The sequence below is a fragment of the Endozoicomonas sp. GU-1 genome, assembly GCF_027366395.1.
In the GTDB taxonomy this organism is placed as follows: domain Bacteria; phylum Pseudomonadota; class Gammaproteobacteria; order Pseudomonadales; family Endozoicomonadaceae; genus Endozoicomonas.
The window spans coordinates 766,731-789,174 of record NZ_CP114771.1 but is presented as its reverse complement, the minus strand read 5'-3'; the positions used below and the strand labels follow the sequence as shown (position 1 = coordinate 789,174).

Here is a 22,444-nt window from a genome sequence, read left to right as displayed (position 1 = left end):
CGATCTTAATAAGTAAGCTCAAGCTGAATAAACTGTTTGATCTTATTGATGACTCATCAACAAGGAGAAATGTAATGATTAGAAGTATGGCCACTGATAATTTACAGGTTCCGATGACTCAACAGGGATTTACCAGAGAAACGCCCCCTGACAAACCTGATCATGTCAGGCAAAAACATAACATCGCCCGAAAATTGACAACCGACGGCGATGGAATTCAGGAACAACAGGCCGCCAGTCTTTCCAGCCGAACCATTACTGGTTTAAGCCCTCATTATACGTCGTCACCTGAAACTTACTGGGTAGCAGCCCACATGGATAATAATCCCCGGCGCAATTGTTGTGTGAGCTATGTCAATGTATCGGGTACGGCTGAACCGAAAACTATCCAGATTGGCAACCAGCAACTGATGACACTGGATGCTTCGCAATCATTTGTTGATTGGGCTCTAGAGGAATACAAGAGCTATATAGAATTCCATAACTTCAGCTTCCTGGTTGATTTTTTAAGCAAAAACAGCGAAATCGAATACATTGTTGATATTGGCTGTGGTTTCGGAGCAATATCCCTGTTAATGCAAAACTATCTCAATGAGCTGTACCCCCGGATCAAAGTAGTTCCTGTAGATATCAAAAATGCTTACGCTAATTGCGATGGAACTTTTTGTGACGATCCACAGCCCATCAACTTAATTCCGGCTCAGGAAATTGCTGGCGCAAATCCTGCAACCACTTTATTTACCGCGATACACGCTTATACCGGCTTGCCTTCGGAAAAAAGGCAACTTTGCCAAGAGATTGCCCAGGGGAAAACTGAGTTTTATCTCACCACACTCATAAACAACAATCCTGGTTGTTTTGTCCTGATCACCGAAGACCCGAACGTATCCTCACCCCAGCAATATATTCCCCCGGAGCTGGTGTACACCAAACATTACCACGCGCTCGCGCAGAGCCCTACGCTGGAAGAGCTTGAGACAGAACCCTGTCGCCAGGCAAAAGCCGCAGAAATGAACGCAGAAAATGCTGATATCTACCGGTTAAACCAGTTACTGGCAAAACTTCCTGCGCAGCGGGATCATTATCTGTCTTTGACCTCCATGTATACAGAAGATCTTCAATGGCAAATTCGCTCAGTACCTTGGCGATACACGCCGGATTATATCTTCAATGGTGCTCTTAAAAGCATGACACTGGACGAGGGGATTAAATCCTTCGATAGCATCAAATCTGAGGTCAAAAAACATAAGCTGGAGTTACGTTGCTGGCATGTCTATCGCCAGAATATCAATGCCTCAGAAGCTTCCCGGTGAATCTGGACACCCACCAAAACACACTCGGCTGATGGTCGGACAGCATTACCTCAAACACACTTTTATAGATATTTCAGTAAAATGAACTTCTGAACAGAACAGCAGTCTGCTTTTTATATTTTCATGAATTGATGAAATATAATTATGTATAGAACCTCTGCTGGCATCAGTGGTCAATACGCAGGGCCGGGTAATGATTATAACCAACCGGAAAACTGTACCGCTTCTTCAAAGCCCGGGCGGTATAGACATGCCAACGTCAAACAATGGCATAATTCCCCCCGCACTACCCCCGGGCGTAATGAATGTTATCATTCTGCTGGCGCATGTTCTTCTCATTATCTATTGTGCCGCTCTGTAAATCCTGCCCGGGATTTTAATGCCCTTATCAACCAGGAAATAATGGCTGGTCTGGTGAGTAAATCGAATCGTTTCGGTCATCGCTATAATGGGAGACCTCACAGCCAATATGCCAATTCAATTAAAAAATACACGTCAGCTTCTAAAAGGCCGTTAAATCGGGCTGAACAAAGCCAGTTAATAAATTTTCTGCAAACATTTACCGCAACACGACGTTGGCATTGGCGAAGCCTGACGACAACACTTCATTCATTGACTTCAGCGGGTGTATTTACCCCTCATAGCCCCTTGGACAAGCGTGTTCAGCTCACTCAAACGACCTTATTGTCGACTCTACTGGATGCAATAATATTCAAGTGCAACCAGAAACCCGACGTCAGGGATATTGATGCCCAGGGAATCGCCAACCTGCTGTGGGCCATGGCCAAACTGATGGACAACGGGCAGGAGTGGACACCAGGGCTCAAAGAGGCCGTGGCCGCTCTATTGCCCCATGTAATCGCACAGAGAGATCAATTTAATACCCAGGGTATCGCCAACCTGCTGTGGGCCATGGGGAAACTGGTTGACAACAGACATGAGCGGACACCAGAGATCAAAGCGACCGTGGCCGGGTTGTTGCCCACCGTGACCGCACAGAAAGCTGACTTCAATCAACAGGAAATCGCCAACCTGCTGTGGGCCATGGCCAAACTGGTGGACAACGGGCAGCAACGGACACCCGAGTTCAAACAGACCCTGGCCGCGTTGTTGCCCCAGGTGAACAGACAGCAAGCTGACTTTAAACCACAGGAAATCGCCAACCTGCTGTGGGCCATGGCCAAACTGGTGGACAACGGGCAGGAGCGAACACCCGAGTTCAATGAGGCCGTGGCCGCCCTTTTGCCCCACGTGAACGCACAGCAAGCTGACTTTAAACCACAGGGTATCGCCAACCTGCTGTGGGCCATGGCGAAACTGGTGGATATCGGTCAGGAGCAAATACCAGGGCTCAAAGAGGCCGTGGCTGTTCTGCTGCCCCACGTGAGCGCACAGAAAGCTCACTTTAAACCACAGGGTATCACTAACCTGCTGTGGGCCATGGCGAAATTGTTGGGCAAAGGGCAGAAGCGGACACCCCAGTTCAACGAGGCCGTGGCCGCGCTGCTGCCCCTGGTGAACCCACAGACAGACCAATTTAATGATCAGGGGATTGCCAACCTGTTGTGGGCCATGGCAAAACTGATGGACAACGAGCAGAAGCGGTTACCAGAGTTCAACGCCGCCGTGGCCGGTCTGTTGCCTCACTTGAACGTACACAAAGCGAACAAGCCACAGGAGATTGCCAACCTGGTATGGGCCATGGCGAAACTGGTAGATAACGGCCAGCAGCCATCACCAGGGCTCAAACAGGCCGTAATCGCGCTGTTCCCTCAAGTGAGCAGACAGAAAGACCCATTTTTTCCTCAGCATACCGCTAACCTGCTGTGGGCCATGGCCAAACTGTTGGACAACGGGCAGGAGCAGACACCAGAATTCAACCAGGCCGTGGCCGCGCTGTTGTCCAGCGTGAAAGCACAGAAAGACCAATTTATTCCTCAGCATATCGCCAACCTGCTGTGGGCCATGGCGAAACTGGCGGACAACGGGTACGAACAGACACCAGAGTTCAACGACACCCTGGCTGCGCTGTTGACCTGCGTAATCGTACAAAAAGCTAATTTTAAACCACAGGGGGTCGCCAACCTGCTCTGGGCCATGGCAAAACTGGTGGACAACGGACAAGACCGGACACCAAAGCTGAACGAGGCCGTGGCCGCACTGTTGCTCCCGGTGAACGCACTGAAAGACCAATTCGTTCCTCAACATATCGCCAACCTGCTGTGGGCCATGGCGAAACTGGTGGACAACGGGCAGGAGCAGACATCAGGGCTCAATCAGACCGTGGCCGCACTGTTGCTCCTCGTGAACTCACAGAAAGCCAACTTTAACCCGCAGGGTATCACCAACCTGCTGTGGGCCATGGCGAAACTGGCGGACAACGGCCAAAAGCGGACACCAGAGTTTAACCAGGCCCTGGTGGCGCTGTTACCCCGGGTGAACACACAGATAGCTGACTTTAAACCACAGGAAATCGCCAACCTGTTGTGGGTCATGGCGAAACTGGTGGACAGCGAACAGGGGCGGACACCAGAGTTCAACAAGGCTGTGGCCGCGCTATTGCCCCATGTAAGCGCTCAGAAAGCGAACTTCAAACCACAGGAAATCGCCAACCTGCTGTGGGCCATGGCGAAACTGGTAGACAACGGTCAAGAGCGGACACCTGCGCTTAACGGGGCCATTGCCACATTATTGCCGCACGTAAACCCCCATAAAAACCAGTTTATTCCTCAGGGTATCGCCAACCTGGTGTGGGCCATGGCGAAACTGGTGGACAACGGGCAAGAGCAGACACCAGGGCTCAAAGAGGCGATAGCCCTGCTGTTGCCCCACGTGAACGCACAGCAGGCTAAGTTTAAACCACAAGGTATTGCCAACCTGCTGATGGCCATGGCGAAACTGGGTGAACTCGTTGAGCTGAACGTGCTTACCTCTACGTTCGAATCGCTTGTCCACCGAATCAGTGACAACCCTCAGTTCTCGCTGCAAGAGATATCGATGTCTCTCTGGGGAGTAATGGTCTGCTGTGCCCGGTTGTCGCTGACCTCCAATGCCAATAAAAATAACGTGCTTGAACAGCTCATGAATCACCTGTTTACTCGCCTGGAAAGTACACCCACAGACAATGAAGAGGATCTATCCATCATTGCCATGGCCGCAAGTTGGCTTGGGAGACCGTGTCCGGTCATCCCGCATTACCAGACCACCAGGTCAAAACCTCAAACCGACTTCCGCGATCAGCTCCAATCATGCATTCCCTCTTTGAAGATTGAAGAAGAAAAGAGTCTGAACTCTTTACCGCCGGTTGACCTGATTCTGCCGGATCACAACATTGTTATTGAAGTTCAGGGACCGTTTCATTACGTGAGTAACGATTTCAAAACCAGAAATGGTGCGACTCTGCTGAAAATCGCACTGCTGCAAAAAGCAGGATTTGAGGTCATTGAAATCCCGGTTAATCAGCTTTGGAACCAAAATTCAATCAAACTATGTATTGATCACATAAAGACCAGGATAGGCATTTTCAGTAAAATGAACTTCTGAACAGCACAGCAGTCTGTTTTTTATATTCTCATGAATTAATAAAATATAAATATGCATAAAGCTTCTGCTGATATCAGTGGTCAATACGCAAGACCATGTAATGGTCAAAACCAACCAGATGCTCCTGCCGCTTCCTCAAGGCATGTAAGATATAGAAATGCCACCGTCAGACAGCGGGATAATCCCCCCCGCTCTACCCCGGAACGTAATGAATTTTACCATTCTTCTGTCGTACGCCCTTCTCTACAGCGTCGTTCAGTAAACTCTGCACAAGATTTTAACGCCCTCATTAAACAGGAAATAATAGCTGATCTGATCAGTAAATCAGATTATTTCGGTCATCACTATGATGGGAGAAATCACGGGTACTATGCCAGTTCAATTAAAAAATACACGTCAGCTTCTAAAAGACCGTTAAATCGAACAGAACAAAGCCAGCTGATGCGTTTGCTGCAAAATTTCACAGCAACACGGGGCTGGAATTGGCTGAGCCTGACGACAACATTTCACTCATTGACTTCAGCGGGTGTTTTTACTCTTCATAAACCCATGGATAAGCGAGTTAAACTTGCCCAGGCTAACTTATTGTCAACGCTATTTGATTCAATAATATTTAACTGCAACCAAAAATCTCCAGCCAGGGATATTGATGCCCAGGATATTGCCAATCTGCTGTGGGCCACGGCCAAACTGGGTGAACTCATTGAGCTGAACCTGGCTACCTCTACGTTCGAATCGCTTGTCTATCGAATCAACAAGAACCTGCTGTTTTTTCAGGAAGAGATATCGATGTCTCTCTGAGGAGTCTTGGTATGCTGTGCCAGGTTGGCTCTGGACTCCAATGCCAATAAAAAGAATGTGTTTGAAAAGCATCTGGATGACTTGTTTACTCGCCTGAAAAATACCTCACCAGATAATGAAGAGGATCAATCCATCATGTTCATGGCCGCAAGTTGGCATGGCAGAACCTGTCCGTTCTCACTTACCAGACAAACATTTCAAAAATCCAGGTCGACTTCCGCGATCAACTCAAATCATCTATTCCATCTTTGAAGATCGAAGAGGAAAAGAGTCTGAACTCACTGCCTCCGGTTTACCTGCTACTGCCGGATCACAACATGGTGATTGAAATTCAGGGACCGTCTCATTACGTGGGTGGTGATTTCAAAACCAGAAAGGGTTCGACTCTGCTGAAAATCGCACTGCTGCAAAAAGCAGGATTTGAGGTTATTGAAATCCCGACTAACCAGCTTTTGCACAACAATTTAATGAAACCCTATAATGATAAAATAAAGATCAGGGTAAGCATCCCGCCCCAGGGGCATGACTCTGTTTCACTTAAAAGAGGCTGGACAGATGCTGCATACGTGACTGCTGAAGAACATTCTGCAGAGCAAACCAACCCGGCAAAGAAGAAGAAAACAAACAGTCAGTAATCGCCTTCCATCCATCATGACTCAAGTAAATTTTTCTGCAAAATGAACTTCTGAGCAGAACAGCAGTCTTTTTTATATTTTCATGAATTAATGAAATATAATTATGGATAGAAGTTCTGCTGGTATCAGTGGCAAATACACAACATCAAATAACGGTTACACCCAACCTAATGGCCATGCCCCTTCTTCAAGGCGTGGACGATACCGACATGCCACCGTCAGACAATGGAATCATCCCCCCCGCACAGCACCGGGTCGCAATGAATTTTACCATTCTTCTGACACACGCTCTTCTCAACATCTACAGTATCGCTCAGTAAACTCGGCTCATGATTTTAATGCCCTCATTAAACCGGAAATAATGGATGGTCTGGTGAGTAAATTGAATCGTTTCGGCCATCACTACAATGGGAAAAATCACAGTCAATATGCCAATTCAATTAAAAAATACACGTCAGCGGCTAATAGACCGTTAAATCGAGGGGAACAAAGCCAGCTAATGCGTTTGCTGCAAAATTTTACCGCAACACGGGGCTGGAGTTGGCGAAGCCTGTCAACAACACTTCATTCATTGACTTCAGCGGGTGTTTTTACAACTCATAAACCCATGGATGGGCGTGTTAAGCTTACCCAAGATGCCATATTGTCAACACTACTGGATGCAATAGTATTCAAGTGCCATCAAAAACCTGAAGCCAGCGATATTGATGCTCAGGGAATCGCCAATCTGCTGTGGGCCATGGCGAAACTGGTGAGCAATGGGCAAGAGTGGACATTAGGGCTCAAAGAGGCCCTGGCCGCACTGTTGCCCCACGTGAACACACAGAAAGCTAACTTTAAACCACAGGAAGTCACCAACCTGCTGTGGGCCATGGCGAAACTGGTGGACAACGGGCTGGAGCGGACACCAGGACTCAAAGAGGCCGTGGCCACGCTGTTGCCCCTCGTGAACGCACAGAAAAACCACCCCCAGGGCGTTGCCAACCTGCTGTGGGCCATGGCGAAACTGGTGGACAACGGGCAAGAGATGATACCAAGGTTCAACGAAACTGTGGCCGCGCTGTTTCCCCACGTGAACGCACAGAAAGATCAATTCAGTGCTCAGGGAATCGCCAACCTGTTGTGGGCCATGGCGAAACTTGTAGACAACGAGCTGGAGCAAACACCTGGACTCAAAGCGGCCGTGAACGCGCTATTGTCCCGCGTGAACCTACAGAGAGACCAATTTATTCCTCAGCATATCGCCAACCTGCTGTGGGCCATGGCGAAACTGGTGGACAACGGGCTGGAGAGGACGCCAGGCCTTAACGAAGCCGTGGCCGCACTGTTGCCCCAAGTGAAGGCACAGAAAGACTGGTTTATTCCTCAGCATATCGCCAACCTGCTGTGGGCCATAGCGAAACTGGTGGAAAACGGGCTGGAGCGGACACCGGGGCTCCACGTGGCCGTGGCCGCACTGTTGCCCCACATGAACGCGCAGAAAGACCAATTTACTGCCCAGGGTATAGCCAACCTGCTATGGGCCATAGCGAAACTGGTGGACCACGGGCTGGAGCGGACACCTGAACTCAACGTGGCCGTGGCCGCTCTGTTGCCCCAATTGAACGCGAAAGTTCACCTTCAATCGCAGGAAATCGCCAACCTGCTGTGGGCCATGGCGAAACTGGTAGACAACGGGCAGGAGCGGACATCAGAGCTGAACAAGGCCGTGGCCGCGCTGTTGCCCCTGGTGAACGTACAAAAAGCTAACTTTAAACCACAGGGTATCACCAACCTGCTATGGGCTATGGCAAAACTCGAGGACAAAGGGCAGAAGCGGATACCAGGTCTCAACAAGACAGTGGCCGTGCTGTTGCCCCTGGTGAACGAACAAAAAGCTAACTTTAAACCACAGGCTACCGCCATCCTGTTGTGGGCCATAGCGAAACTGGAGGACAACCGGCAGGAGCAGACACCGGGGCTCAACGAGGCCGTGGCCGCGCTGCTGCCCCTCGTGAACGTACAAAAAGCTAACTTTAAACCACAGGGTATCGCCAACCTGCTGTGGGCCATGGCGAAACTGGTAGACAACAGACAGGAGCAGACACCAGAACTCAACGAGACCGTGACCGCGCTGATGCCCCTCGTGAATGGACAAAAAGCTCACTTTAAACCACAGGGGATCGCCAACCTGCTTTGGGCCATGGCGAAACTGGTGGACAACACGCAGGAGCAGACAGCAGAGTTCAAAGAAGCTGTGGCCGCGCTGTTGCCCCAAGTGAATGCACAAAAAGCTAATTTTAAACCACAGGAAATCGCTAACCTGATGTGGGCCATGGCGAAACTGGGTGAACTCATTGAACTGAACGTGGCTATCTCTACGTTCCAATCGCTTGTCTATCGAATCAGTGAGAACCTTCAGTTTTCTCAGGAAGAGATATCGATGTCTCTCTGGGGAGTAATGGTATGCTGTGCCAGGTTGTCTCTGGACTCCAACGCCAATGAAAATAATGTGTTTGAAAAGCACATGGATGACCTGTTGACTCGCCTGGAAAATACATCGCCAGAGAATGGCGAGGATCAATCCATCATGATCATGGCCGCCAGTTGGCTTGGCAGGGCCTGTCCGGTCGTTCGCCATTACCAGACAATCATTTCAAAAAACCAGGCCGACTTCCGTGATCAACTCAAATCATCTATTCCTTTTTTGAAGATTGAAGAAGAAAAGAGTCTAAACTCATTACCACCGGTTGACCTGCTTTTGCCAGATCACAACATGGTGATTGAAGCTCAGGGACCCTATCATTACGTGGGTGGTGATTTCAAAACCAGGAACGGTTCGACTCTGCTGAAAATCGCACTGCTGCAAAAAGCAGGATTTGAGGTCATTGAAATCCCGGCTAACCAGCTTTTGAGCAATGGTTTAATGAAACCATACATTGATCAAATAAGGACCAGGGTAAGCAACCCGCCACAGGGTCATGGCTCTGTATCACTTAAAAGAGGGTGGACAGGCGCTACATACGTGACTGGTGAAGAACATTTAGCAGAGCAAACCAACCCGGCAAAGAAGAAGAAAACAAACAGTCAGTAATCGCCTTCCATCCATCATGACTCAAGTAAACTTTTTGTAAAATGAACTTCTGAGCAGAACAGCAGTCTATTTTTTATATTTTCATGAATTAATGAAATATAATTATGGATAGAAGTTCTGCTGGTATCAGTGGTCAATACCCAAGATCAGATAACGGTTACACCCAACCGAATGGCCGTGCCCCTTCTTCAATGCGTGGGCGATACCGACATGCCACAGTCAGACCATGGAATCATCCCCCCCGCACGGCACCGGGTCGCAATGAATCTTACCATTTTTCTGGTGCACGCTCTTCTCAACATTTACAGTGTCGTTCAGTCAACTCTGCTCAAGATTTTAATGCCCTTATCAAACCGGAAGTAATGGCTGACCTGGTAAATAAATCGCATCACTTCGGTCATCGCTATGATGGGAGAAATCACGGTCAGTATGCCAGTTCAATTAAAAAATACGCATCAGCTGCTCAAAGACCGTTAAATCGCACAGAACAAAGCCAGCTGATGCGCTTGCTGCAAAATTTTACCGTAACACGGAGCTGGAATTGGCGAAGCCTGACGACAACACTTCACTCATTTACTTCAGCGGGTGTTTTTACCCCTCATAAACCCATGGATGAGCGTGTTCAGCTCACTCAAGTTACCTTACTGTCGACCCTGCTTGATGCAATAATATTTAACAGCAACCAAAAACCGGAAGCCCGTGATATTGGTGCTCAGGAAATCGCTAACCTGCTGTGGGCCATGGCGAAACTGGTGGACAACGGGCAGGAGTGGACGCCAGAGCTCAACGAGGCTGTGGCCGTGTTGTTGCCCCATGTGAACGCACAGAAAAAACAATTTATTCCTCAGGGAATCGCCAACCTGCTGTGGGCCATGGCGAAACTGGTGGACAACGGGCTGGAGCGTACACCAGGACTCAAAGAGGCTGTGGCCACCCTGCTGCCCCTACTGAATGCAAAGAGAGACCAATTTAAGGCCCAGGGTATTGCCAACGTGCTGTGGGCCATGGCGAAACTGATGGACAACGATCAAAAGTGGGTACCAGGGCTCAAAGAGACTGTGGCCGTGTTGTTGCCCCACGTGAACGCACAGAAAAACCAATTTAATGCCCAGGAAATCGCCAACCTGCTGTGGGCCATGGCGAAACTGGTGGACAAAGGGCTGGTGCGGACACCAGGTCTCAATGAGGTCGTGGCCGCGCTGTTGCCCCACATGAACGTACAAAAAGCGAACTTTAAACCACAGGCTATCGTCAACCTGCTGTGGGCCATGGCCAAACTGGTGGACAGCGGGCAGGAGCGGACACCAGAGTTCAACAATGCCATGGGCGCGCTGTTGCCCCTGGTGAACGCAAAGAAAGACCAGTTTATTCCTCAGCATATCGTCAACCTGCTGTGGGCCATGGCAAAACTGGAGGACAACGGGCTGGTGCGGACACCAGAGTTCAACGAGGCTGTTGTCGCGCTGCTGCCCCTCGTAAACGCACAGAAAGACCAGCTTAGTCCTCAGCATATCGCCAACCTGCTGTGGGCTATGGCAAAACTCGAGGACAAAGGGCAGGAGCGGATAACAGGTCTCAACGAGACCGTGGCCCTGCTGTTGCCCCTCGTGAACGCACAAAAAGCTGACTTTAAACCTCAGGAAATCTCCAACCTGCTGTGGGCCATGGCGAAACGGGTGGACAACGGGCAGCAGCAGACACCAGAGTTCAACGAAGCCGTCGCTGCGCTGTTGCCCTGCGTGACTGTACTAAAAGCCAACTTTACTCCACAGCATATCGCTAACCTGCTGTGGGCCATGGCGAAACTGGTAGATAACGGGCAGGAGCAAACACCAGGGTTGAAAAAGGCCGTGGCCGCGCTGTTGCCCCACGCGAATGCCCAGAAAGACCAATTTACTGCCCAGGGCATCGCCAACCTGCTACTGGCCATGGCGAAACTGGTAGATAACGGGCAGGAGCAAACACCAGAGTTCAAAAAGGCCGTGGCCGCGCTGTTGCCCCGCGTGAACGCACAGAAAGACCAGTTTAGCCCTCAGCATATCGCCAACCTGCTGTGGGCCATGGCGAAACTGGTGGACAACGGGCAGGAGCCGACACCAGGTCTCAACGCGGCCGTGGCGGCGCTGTTGCCCTTCGTACAGATACAAAAAGCTAACTTTAACCCACAGGAAACCACCAACCTGCTTTGGGCCATGGCGAAACTGGTGGACAACGGGCTGGAGCAGACACCAGAGGTCAACGAGGCCGTAACCGCGCTGATGTCCCTCGTGAATGGACAAAAAGCTCACTTTAAACCGCAGGGTATCGCCAACCTGCTGTGGGCCATGGCGAAACTGGTGGACAACGGGCTGGAGCAGACACCAGGTCTCAAAGAGGCCGTGGCCACCCTGTTGCCCCTCGTGAACGCACATAAATCGGACTTTACATCGCAGGAAATCGCTAACCTGCTGTGGGCCATTGCGAAACTGGGTGAACTCGTTGAGCTGAACGTGGTTACCTCTTCGTTCGAATCGCTTGTCTATCGAATCAGTACGAACCCTCAGCTTTCTCAGCCAGGGATATCGATGTCTCTCTGGGGAGTCATGGTATGCTGTGCCAGGTTGTTTCTGGACTCCAATACCAATAAAAATAACCTGTTTGAAAAACATCTGAATGACCTGTTGACTCGCCTGGAAAATACATCGCCAGATAATGAAGATGATCAATCCATCATCACCATGGCTGCAAGTTGGCTTGGCAGAGCCTGTCCGGTCGTTCGCCATTACCACACAAACATTTCAAAAACCCAAGCCGGCTTCCGCGATCAACTCCAATCATCTATTCCATCTTTGAAGATTGAACAAGAAAAGTGTCTGAACTCACTGCCTCCGGTTGATCTGTTACTGCCAGAGCACAACATGGTGATTGAAGTTCAGGGACCACATCATTACGTAGGTGGTGATTTCAATACCAGAAATGGTTCGACTCTGCTGAAAATAGCACTGTGGCAAAAAGCAGGATTTGAGGTCATTGAAATCCCGGCTAACCAGCTTTTGAGCAACGATTTAATGAAACCCTATATTGAGCAAATAAAGACCAAGGTAGGCATCCCGCCACAGGGTAATGGCTCTGTATCACTTAAAAGAAGGTGGGCAGGTGCTGCGTACGTGACTGGTGAAGAACATTTAGCAGAGCAAACCAACCCGGCAAAGAGGCAGAAAACAAACAGCCAGTAATCGCCTTCCTCCCATCATGACTCAAGTAAACTTTTCCACAAAATGAACTTCTGAACTGCACAGCAGTCTGCATTTTATATTTTCATGCATTAATGAAATATAATTATGGATAGAAGTTCTGCTGATATCAGTGGTCAATACGCAAGATCAGATAACGGTTACAACCAAGGCCATGCCCCTTCTTCAAGGCGTGGGCGATACCGACATGCCACAGTCAGACCATGGCATCATCCCCCCCGCAATGCACCGGGTCGCAATGAATTTTATCAGTCTTCTGGTACACGCTCTTCTCAACATCTACAGTGCCGTTCAGTCAACTTTGCTCAAGATTTTAATGCCCTCATCAAACCAGAAATAATGAATGATCTGGTGAGTCAATCGGAGCGTTTCGGTGATCGCTATAATGGGAGAAATCACGGGCAGTATGCCAGTTCAATTAAAAAATACACGTCAGCTGTTCAAAGACCATTAAATCGAGCTGAACAAAGCCAGCTGATACGTTTTCTGCAAAATTTCACAGCAACGCGGAGCTGGAACTGGCGAAGCCTGACGACAACACTTCACTCATTGACTTCAGCAGGGGTTTTTACCCCTTATCAACCCATGGATGAGCGTGTTAAGCGTACTCAAGCGGCCTTATTGTCAACGCTATTTGATTCAATAAAATTTAACTGCAACCAAAATCTTCCAGCCAGAGATATTGATACCCAGGGTGTCGCCAACCTGCTGTGGGCCATGGCAAAACTGGTGGACAACGGGCAGGAACGGACAACAGAACTCAACGAGGCCGTGGTCGCTTTGTTGCCCCTCGTGAACACACAGAAAGCTCACTTTAAACCACAGGAAGTCACCAACCTGCTGTGGGCCATGGCAAAACTGCTGGATAACGGCCAGGAGCGTACAGCAGAGTTCAAAGACGCTGTGGCCGCCCTGCTGCCCCTCGTCAACGCACAGAAAAACCAGTTTAATGCCCAGGCCATTACCAACCTGCTGTGGGCCATGGCGAAACTGATGGGCAACGGGCTGGAGCGGACACCAGAGCTCAACGAGGCCGTGGCCACGCTGTTGCCCCACGTGAACGCACAGAAAGACCAATTTATTCCGCAGGGTATCACCAACCTGCTGTGGGCCATGGCAAAAATGATAGACATCGGGCAGGAGCACACTGCTGGGGTCCAAAAGGCCGTAGCCGCGCTGTTGCCCCTCGTGAACGAAAAGGAAGACCAATTTAAAGCCCGGGATATCACCAACCTGCTGTGGTCCATGGCGAAACTGGTGGACAATGGGCTGGCCCGGACACCAGGGCTCAAAGAGGCTTTAGCCGTCCTGTTGCCCCTCGTGAACGTTCAGAAAAACCAATTTATTCCTCTGCAAATCGCCAACTTGCTGTGGGCCATGGCAAAACTGGTGGACAACGAGCAGAGGCTGACTCCAGAGTTCAAAGAGGTCTTGGTCGCGCTGTTGCCCCGGGTAAATGCACAGAAAGCCAACTTTAAACCACAGGAAATCGCCAATCTGCTGTCGGTCATGGCAAAACTGGTGGACAGCGGGCTGGAGCAAACCCCAGAGTTCAAAGAGGCCCTGGCAGCGGTGTTGCCCCTCGTGAACGCACAGAAAGCTAACTTCAAACCGGAGGAAATCACCAACCTTCTGTGGGCCATGGCAAAACTGGTGGACAACGGGCAGGAAAGGACATCTCGTCTGAAAGAGGCCATAGCCGCGCTGTTGCCCTGCGTGCACAGACAGAAAGACCAATTTGTTCCGCGGGGAGTCGCCAACTTGCTCTGGGCCATGGCGAAACTGGTGGACCACAGCCAGGAGCAGACACCAGATTTCAACCAGGCCGTGGCTGCGCTGTTGCCCCACGTGAAAGCGCAGAAAGCTGACTTTAAACCACAGGGAATCGCCAACCTGCTGTGGGCCATGGCGAAACTTTTGTACAACGGGATGGAGCTGACACCTGGGTTCAAAGAGGCCATGGCCGCACTGCTGCCCCAAGTGGACGCACAGAAAGACCAGTTTATTCCTCAGCATATCGCCAACCTGCTCTGGGCCATGGCAAAACTGGTGAATAGCGGCCTGGAGCGGACAAAAGAGTTCAAAGAGGCCGTGGCCGCGCTGCTGCCCCACGTGAACGCACAGAAAAACCAATTTAATGCCCGGAAAATTGCCAACCTGCTGTGGGCCATGGCGAAACTGGTGGACAACGGGCAGGAACGAACACCCGGGCTCAACGAGGCCGTGGCCTTACTGTTGCCACGGGTAAACGTACACAAAGACCAATTTAATGCCCAGGAAATCGCCAACCTGCTGTGGGCCATGGCGAAACTGGTGGACAACAGGCAGGAGCGAACAGCAGCGTTCAAAGAGGCTGTGGCCGTGTTGTTGCCCCACGTAAACGTACAGAAAGACCAATTTATTCCGCAGGCTATCACCAGCCTCCTGTGGGCCATGGCGAAACTGGTAGACAATGGGCAGAAGCTCACACCAGAGTTCAACGTGGCGGTGGTCGCGCTGTTGCCCCTCGTGAACGCACAAAAAGCGAACTTTAAACCACAGGAAATCGCTAACCTGCTCTGGGCCATGGCGAAACTGGGTGAACTCGTTGAGCTGAACGTGGTTACCTCTACATTCGAATCGCTTGTCTATCGAATCAGTACGAACCCTGAGCTTTCTCAGGCAGAGATATCGATGTCTCTCTGGGCCTTAATGGTATGCTGTGCCAGGTTGTTTCTGGACTCCAATACCAATAAAAATAACCTGTTTGAAAAACATCTGGATGACCTGTTCATTCGTCTGGAAAATACATCGCCAGATAATGGCGATGATCAATCCATCATTACCATGGCTGAAAGTTGGCTTGGCAGAGCCCGTCCGGTCGTTCGCCATTACCACACAAACATTTCAAAAACCCAGGCCGACTTCCGCGATCAACTCCAATCATCTATTCCATCGTTGAAGATTGAAGAAGAAAAGAGTCTGAACTCATTACCTTCGGTTGACCTGCTTTTGCCAGATCACAATATTGTGATTGAAGTTCAGGGACCACATCATTACGTGGGTGGTGATTTCAACACCAGGAAGGGTTCGACTCTGCTGAAAATCGCACTGTGGCAAAAAGCAGGATTTGAGGTCATTGAAATCCCGACTAACCAGCTTTTGAATAAAGCTTTAATGAAACCATACATTGACCAAATAAAGACCAGGATAGGCATCCCGCCACAGGAGCATGGCTCTATATCACTTAAAAGAGGGTGGACAGACGCTGCAGACGTGACTGGTGAAGAACATTTACCAGAGCAAACCAACCCGGTAAAGAGGAAGAAAACAAACAGTCAGTAATCGCCTTCCTCCCATCATGACTCAAGTAAACTTTGCCGCACAATGAACTTCTGGGCAGAACAGCAGTCTGCTTTATTATATTTTCATGAATGAATGAAATATAATTATGGATAGAAACTATGCTGGTATCAGTGGTCAATACGCAAGATCAGATAACGGTTACAACCAAGGCCATGCCCCTTCTTCAAGGCGTGGGCGATACCGACATGCCACAGTCAGACAATGGAATCATCCCCCCCGCACGGCACCGGGTCGCAATGAATTTTGCCGTTCTTCTGGCACACGCTCTTCTCAACATCTACAGCACCGTACAGTAAACACTGCTCAAGATTTTAATGCCCTCATCAAACCAGAAATAATGGATGATCTGGTGAGTCAGTCGGAGCGTTTCGGTCATCGCTATAATGGGAGAAATCACGGACAATATGCCAGTTCAATTAAAAAATACACGTCAGCTGTTCAAAGACCGTTAAATCGAGGTGAACAAAGCCAGCTGATGCGTTTGCTGGAAAATTTCACGGCAACAAGGAACTGGAATTGGCGAAGCCTGACGACAACACTTCACTCATTGACTTCAGCAGGTGTTTTTACCACTCATCAACCCATGGATGAGCGTGTTAAGCGTACTCAAGCGGCCTTATTGTCAACGCTATTTGATTCAATAACATTTAACTGCAAACAAAAACCTGAAGCCAGGGATATTGATGCCCAGGGTGTCGCCAACCTGCTGTGGGCCATGGCAAAACTGGTGGACAACGGGCAGGAATGGACACCAGAGTTCAACGGGGCCGTGGTCGCTTTGTTGCCCCACGTGAACACACAGAAAGCTCACTTTAAACCACAGGAAGTCACCAACCTGGTGTGGGCTAAGGCAAAACTGCTGGACAACGGCCAGGAGCCTACAGCAGAGTTCAAAGGGGCTGTGGCCGCCCTGTTGCCACTCGTCAACGCACAGAAAAGCCAGTTTAATGCCCAGGCCATTACCAACCTGCTGTGGGCCATGGCGAAACTGATGGGCAACGGGCTGGAGAGGACACCAGGGCTCAACGAGGCCGTGGCCACGCTGTTGCCCCGCGTGAACGCACAGAAAGACCAATTTATTCCGCAGGGTATCACCAACCTGCTGTGGGCCATGGCAAAAATGGTAGACATCGGGCAGGAGCACACTCCAGGGGTCAAAGAGGCCGTAGCCGAGCTGTTGCCCCTCGTGAACGCAAAGCAAGACCAATTTAATGCTCAAGATATCACCAACCAGCTGTGGGCCATGGCAAAACTGGTGGACAACGAGCAAAGGCTGACTCCAGAGTTTAAAGAGGCCGTGGTGGCGCTGTTGCCCCACGTAAATGCACAGAAAGCCAACTTTAAACCACAGGAAATCGCCAATCTGCTGTCGGTCATGGCAAAACTGGTGGACAGCGGGCTGGAGCAAACCCCAGAGTTCAAAGAGGCCGTGGCAGCGGTGTTATCTCAGGTGAACGCACAGAAAGCTAACTTCAAACCGCAGGAAATCACCAACCTTCTGTGGGCCATGGCGAAACTGGTGGAAAATGGGCAGGAACGGACACCTCGTCTGAAAGAGGCCATAGCCGCGCTGTTGCCCTGCGTGCACAGACAGAAAGACCAATTTGTTCCGCAGGGAGTCGCCAACTTGATCTGGGCCATGGCGAAACTGGTGGACAACAGCCAGGAGCAGACACCAGATTTCAACCAGGCCGTGGCTGCGCTGTTGCCCCATGTGAAAGTACAGAACGCTCACTTTAAACCACAGGGAATCGCCAACCTGCTGTGGGCCATGGCGAAACTTTTGTACAACGGGATGGAGTTGACACCTAGGTTCAAAGAGGCCGTGGCCGCACTGCTTCCCCACGTGGACGCCCAGAAAGACCAGTTTATTCCTCAGAATATCGCCAACCTGCTGTGGGCCATGGCAAAACTGGTGAATAGCGGCCAGGAGTGGACAAAAGAGTTCAAAGAGGCCGTGGCCGCGCTGCTGCCCCGCCTGAACGCACAGAAAAACCAATTTAATGCCCAGGAAATCGCCAACCTGCTGTGGGCCATGGCGAAACTGGTGGACAACGGGCAGGAACAAACACCCGGGCTCAGCGAGGCCGTGGCCGCGCTGCTGCCCCGCCTGAACGCACAGAAAAACCAATTTAATGCCCAGGAAATCGCCAACCTGCTGTGGGCCATGGCGAAACTGGTGGACAACGGGCTGGAGCGAACAGCAGCGTTCAAAGAGACCGTGGCCGTGTTGTTGCCCCACGTAAACGTACAGAAAGACCACTTTATTCCTCAGGCTGTCACCAACCTGCTGTGGGCCATGGCGAAACTGGTAGACAATGGACAGGAGCACACACCAGAGCTCAACGTGGCTGTGGTCGCGCTGTTGCCCCTCGTGAACGCACAAAAAGCTAACTTTAAACCACAGGAAATCGCTAACCTGCTCTGGGCCATGGCGAAACTGGGTGAACTCGTTGAGCTGAACGTGGTTACCTCCACGTTCGAATCGCTTGTCTATCGAATCAGTACGAACCCTCAGTTTTCTCAGAAAGAGATATCGATGTCTCTCTGGGCATTAATGGTATGCTGTGCCAGGTTGTCTCTGGATTCCAATGCCAATAAAAGTAACGTGTTTGAAAAGCATATGGATGACCTGTTGACTCGCCTGGAAAATACATCGCCAGATAATGAAGAGGATCAATCCATCATGATCATGGCCGCAAGTTGGCTTGGCAGAACCTGTCCGGTCGTTCGCCATTACCAGACAAACATTTCAAAAAACCAAGCCGACTTCCGCGATCAACTCCAATCATCTATTCCATCTTTGAAGATTGAAGAAGAAAAGAGTCTGAAATCATTACCTCCGGTTGACCTGCTACTGCCAGATCACAACATGGTGATTGAAGTTCAGGGTCCCTCTCATTATGTGGGTGGTGATTTCAAAACCAGGAATGGTTCAACTCTGCTGAAAATCGCATTGCTGCAAAAAGCAGGATTTGAGGTCATTGAAATCCCGGCTAACCAGCTTTTGAGTAACGATTTAATGAAACCATATATTGATCAAATAAAGACCAGGATAGGCATCCCGCCACAGGGTCATGGCTCTGTATCACTTAAAAGAAGGTGGGCAAGTGCTGCATACGCGACTGGTGAAGAACATTTAGCAGGGCAAACCAACCCGGCAAAGAGGAAGAAAACAAACAGTCAGTAATTGCCTTCCTCCCATCATGACTCAAGTAAACTTTGCCACACAATGAACTTCTGGGCAGAACAGCAGTCTGCTTTTTATATTTTCATGAATTAATGAAATATAATTATGGATAGAAGTTCTGCTGGTATCAGTGGTCAATACGCAAGATCAGATAACGGTTACAATCAACCGAATGGTCGTGCCCCTTCTTTAGGGCGTGGGCGATACCGACATGCCACAGTCAGACAATGGAATCATCCCCCCGCACTGCACTGGTTCGCAATCAATTTTACCATTCTTCTGGTACACGCTCTTCTCAACATCTACAACGCCGTTCAGTCAACTCTGCTCAAGATTTTAATGCCCTCATCAAACCACCAATAATGGCTGGTCTGGTGAGTCAATCGGATCGTTTCGGTCATCGCTATAATGGGAAAAATCACGGGCAATATGCCAGTTCAATTAAAAAATACACGTCAGCTGTTCAAAGACCGTTAAATCGAGGTGAACAAAGCCAGCTGATGCGTTTGCTGCAAAATTTCACGGCAACACGGAGCTGGAATTGGCGAAGCCTGACGACAACATTTCACTCATTGACTTCAGCGGGTGTTTTTACCTCTCATCAACCCATGGATGAGCGTGTTAAGCGTACTCAAGCGGCCTTATTATCAACGCTATTTGATTCAATAATATTTAACTGCAACCAAAAACCTGAAGCCAGGGATATTGATGCCCAGGGTGTCGCCAACCTGCTGTGGGCCATGGCAAAACTGGTGGACAACGGGCAGGAACGGACACCAGAGTTCAACGAGGCCATGGTCGCTTTGTTGCCCCACGTGAACACACAGAAAGCTCACTTTAAACCACAGGAAGTCACCAACCTGCTGTGGGCCATGGCAAAACTGCTGGACAACGGCCAAGAGCGTACAGCAGAGTTCAAAGAGGCTGTGGCCGCCCTGTTGCCCCTCGTCAACGCACAGAAAAACCAGTTTAATGCCCAGGCCATTGCCAACCTGCTGTGGGCCATGGCAAAACTGGTGGGCAAGGGGCTGGAGCGAACACCAGGGTTCAAAGAGGCTGTGGCCGCTCTGTTGCCCCACGTGAACGCACATAAAGACCAATTTATTCCGCAGGGTATCGCCAACCTGCTGTTGGCCATGGCGAAAATGGTAGACATCTGGCAGGAGCACACTCCGGGAGTCAAAGAGGCCGTAGCCGCGCTGTTGCCACTCGTGAACGCACAGGAAGACCAGTTTAATGCTCAGGATATCGCCAACCTGCTGTGGGCCATGGTAAAACTGGTGGACAACGAGCAGAGGCTGACTCCAGAGTTCAAAGAGGCCGTGGTCACGCTGTTGCCCCACGTAAATGCACAGAAAGCCAACTTTAAACGGCAGGAAATCGCCAATCTGCTGTGGGCCATGGCAAAACTGGTGGACAACGGGCAGGAGCAAACCCCAGCGCTCAAAGAGGCCGTGGCAGCGGTGTTGTCTCAGGTGAATGCAAAGAAAGCTAACTTCAAACCGCAGGAAATCACCAACCTTCTGTGGGCCATGGCAAAACTGGTGGACAACGGGCAGGAAAGGACATCTCGTCTGAAAGAGGCCATAGCCGCGCTGTTGCCCTGCGTGCACAGACAGAAAGACCAATTTGTTCCGCGGGGAGTCGCCAACTTGCTCTGGGCCATGGCGAAACTGGTGGACCACAGCCAGGAGCAGACACCAGATTTCAACCAGGCCGTGGCTGCGCTGTTGCCCCTCGTGAAAGTACAGAACGCTCACTTTAAACCGCAGGGAATCGCCAACCTGCTGTGGGCCATGGCGAAACTTTTGTACAACGGGATGGAGTTGACACCTGGGTTCAAAGAGGCCGTGGCCGCACTGCTGCCCCACGTGGACGCACAGAAAAACCAGTTTATTCCTCAGCATATCGCCAATCTGCTCTGGGCCATGGCAAAACTGGTGAATAGCGGCCAGGAGCGGACAGAAGAATTCAAAGAGGCCGTGGTCGCCCTGTTGCCCCGCCTGAACGCACAGAAAAACCAATTTAATGCCCAGGAAATCGCCAACCTGCTGTGGGCCATGGCGAAACTGGTGGACAACGGGCAGGAACAAACACCCGGGCTCAACGAGGCCGTGGCCGCACTGTTGCCACACGTAAACGTACACAAAGACCAATTTAATGCTCAGGAAATCGCCAACCTGCTGTGGGCCATGGCGAAACTGGTAGACAACGGGCAGGAGCGAACAGCAGCGTTCAAAGAGACCGTGGTCGTGTTGTTGCCCCACGTAAACGAGCAGAAAGACCAATTTATTCCTAAGGCTATCACCAACCTGCTGTGGGCCATGGCGAAACTGGTAGACAACGGGCAGGAGCACGCACCAGAGCTCAACGTGGCTGTAGTCGCGCTGTTGCCCCTCGTGAACGCACAAAAAGCTAACTTTACACCACAGGAAATCGCTATCCTGCTCTGGGCCATTGCGAAACTGGGTGAACTCGTTGAGCTAAACATGGTTAACTCTACGTTCGAATCGCTTGTCTATCGAATCAGTACGACCCCTCAATTTTCTCCGCAAGAGATATCGATGTCTCTCTGGGGCGTAATGGTATGCTGTGCCAGGTTGTTTCTGAATTCCAATACCAATAAAAGCAACGTGTTTGAAAAGCACATGGATGACCTGTTCACTCGTCTGGAAAATACATCCCCAGACAATGAAGATGAAGAACCCATCATTACCATGGCTGCAAGTTGGCTTGGCAGAGCCTGTCCGTTCGTTCGCCATTACCAGACAAACATTTCAAAAAGCCAGGTCGACTTCCGCGATCAACTCCAATCATCTATTCCATTTTTGCGGATCGAAGAGGAAAAGAGTCTGAACTCACTGCCTCCGGTTGACCTGCTACTGCCAGATCACAACATGGTGATTGAAGTTCAGGGTCCCTCTCATTATGTGGGTGGTGATTTCAAAACCAGGAAGGGTTCAACTCTGCTGAAAATCGCATTGCTGCAAAAAGCAGGATTTGAGGTCATTGAAATCCCGACTAACCAGCTTTTGAAGAAAGCTTTAATGAAACCATACATTGATCAAATAAAGACCAGGATAGGCATCCCGCCACAGGAGCACGGCTTTGTATCATATAAAAGAGCGTGGACAGACACTACATACGTTACTGGTGAAGAACATTTAGCAGAACAAACCAACCCGGCAAAGAGGAAGAAAACAAACAACCAGTAATCGCCTTCCTCCCATCATGACTCAAGTAAACTTTGCCGCACAATGAACTTCTGAGCAGAACAGAAGTCTGCATTTTATATTTTCATGAATTAATGA

The 22,444-nt window shown here is 50.1% G+C and carries 10 protein-coding genes; all 10 read left to right on the top strand.

Translation table 11 applies throughout. The features are described 5' to 3' along the window. Positions 1-314: 314 nt before the first annotated feature. The 10 genes from O3276_RS03025 to O3276_RS02980 all read left to right on the top strand — a co-directional run bounded on the left by O3276_RS03025 (position 315) and on the right by O3276_RS02980 (position 22,348). Entirely contained in the window at positions 315-1,313 is a 999-nt protein-coding gene (locus O3276_RS03025) for a hypothetical protein (RefSeq protein WP_269674314.1), read from the top strand. A 144-nt stretch (positions 1,314-1,457) separates the two neighbouring features. Then, complete coding sequence (locus O3276_RS03020; protein WP_269674313.1) at positions 1,458-4,856, top strand: RAP domain-containing protein; 3,399 nt, start codon at positions 1,458-1,460, stop codon at positions 4,854-4,856. Positions 4,857-4,907: 51 nt separating this feature from the next. Further along, the gene (locus O3276_RS03015; RefSeq protein ID WP_269674312.1) at positions 4,908-5,657 is read left to right on the top strand and encodes a hypothetical protein; all 750 of its coding nucleotides are present in this window, start codon (positions 4,908-4,910) and stop codon (positions 5,655-5,657) included. Between the two features lie 152 nt (positions 5,658-5,809). Further along, complete coding sequence (locus tag O3276_RS03010) at positions 5,810-6,292, top strand: RAP domain-containing protein (protein WP_269674311.1); 483 nt, start codon at positions 5,810-5,812, stop codon at positions 6,290-6,292. A gap of 103 nt (positions 6,293-6,395) precedes the next feature. After that, on the top strand, positions 6,396-9,365 hold the full coding sequence (locus O3276_RS03005) for a DUF1601 domain-containing protein (protein ID WP_269674310.1): 2,970 nt from the start codon (positions 6,396-6,398) through the stop codon (positions 9,363-9,365). A gap of 104 nt (positions 9,366-9,469) precedes the next feature. Beyond that, on the top strand, positions 9,470-12,580 hold the full coding sequence (locus O3276_RS03000) for an RAP domain-containing protein (RefSeq protein WP_269674309.1): 3,111 nt from the start codon (positions 9,470-9,472) through the stop codon (positions 12,578-12,580). A 105-nt stretch (positions 12,581-12,685) separates the two neighbouring features. After that, entirely contained in the window at positions 12,686-15,922 is a 3,237-nt protein-coding gene (locus O3276_RS02995) for an RAP domain-containing protein (protein ID WP_269674308.1), read from the top strand. Positions 15,923-16,028: 106 nt separating this feature from the next. Further along, entirely contained in the window at positions 16,029-19,133 is a 3,105-nt protein-coding gene (locus tag O3276_RS02990; RefSeq protein ID WP_269674307.1) for an RAP domain-containing protein, read from the top strand. Positions 19,134-19,238: 105 nt separating this feature from the next. Further along, positions 19,239-19,496, top strand: coding sequence for a hypothetical protein (locus O3276_RS02985; protein WP_269674306.1), 258 nt, complete (start codon positions 19,239-19,241; stop codon positions 19,494-19,496). Next, positions 19,496-22,348 carry an RAP domain-containing protein gene (locus tag O3276_RS02980; protein ID WP_269674305.1) on the top strand — a complete coding sequence of 951 codons (2,853 nt, stop codon included), beginning with the start codon at positions 19,496-19,498 and terminating at the stop codon, positions 22,346-22,348. The genes O3276_RS02985 and O3276_RS02980 overlap by 1 nt, the downstream gene beginning before the upstream one ends. The last annotated feature ends 96 nt before the right edge of the window (positions 22,349-22,444 follow it).

What these genes read in the sequence shown, in the direction of transcription:
- O3276_RS03025 (WP_269674314.1), top strand. Translation starts at nt 315, where the DNA reads ATGGATAATAATCCCCGGCGCAATTGTTGTGTGAGCTATGTCAATGTA.
- O3276_RS03020 (WP_269674313.1), top strand. Translation starts at nt 1,458, where the DNA reads ATGTATAGAACCTCTGCTGGCATCAGTGGTCAATACGCAGGGCCGGGT.
- O3276_RS03015 (WP_269674312.1), top strand. Translation starts at nt 4,908, where the DNA reads ATGCATAAAGCTTCTGCTGATATCAGTGGTCAATACGCAAGACCATGT.
- O3276_RS03005 (WP_269674310.1), top strand. Translation starts at nt 6,396, where the DNA reads ATGGATAGAAGTTCTGCTGGTATCAGTGGCAAATACACAACATCAAAT.
- O3276_RS03000 (WP_269674309.1), top strand. Translation starts at nt 9,470, where the DNA reads ATGGATAGAAGTTCTGCTGGTATCAGTGGTCAATACCCAAGATCAGAT.
- O3276_RS02995 (WP_269674308.1), top strand. Translation starts at nt 12,686, where the DNA reads ATGGATAGAAGTTCTGCTGATATCAGTGGTCAATACGCAAGATCAGAT.
- O3276_RS02990 (WP_269674307.1), top strand. Translation starts at nt 16,029, where the DNA reads ATGGATAGAAACTATGCTGGTATCAGTGGTCAATACGCAAGATCAGAT.
- O3276_RS02985 (WP_269674306.1), top strand. Translation starts at nt 19,239, where the DNA reads ATGGATAGAAGTTCTGCTGGTATCAGTGGTCAATACGCAAGATCAGAT.
- O3276_RS02980 (WP_269674305.1), top strand. Translation starts at nt 19,496, where the DNA reads ATGGCTGGTCTGGTGAGTCAATCGGATCGTTTCGGTCATCGCTATAAT.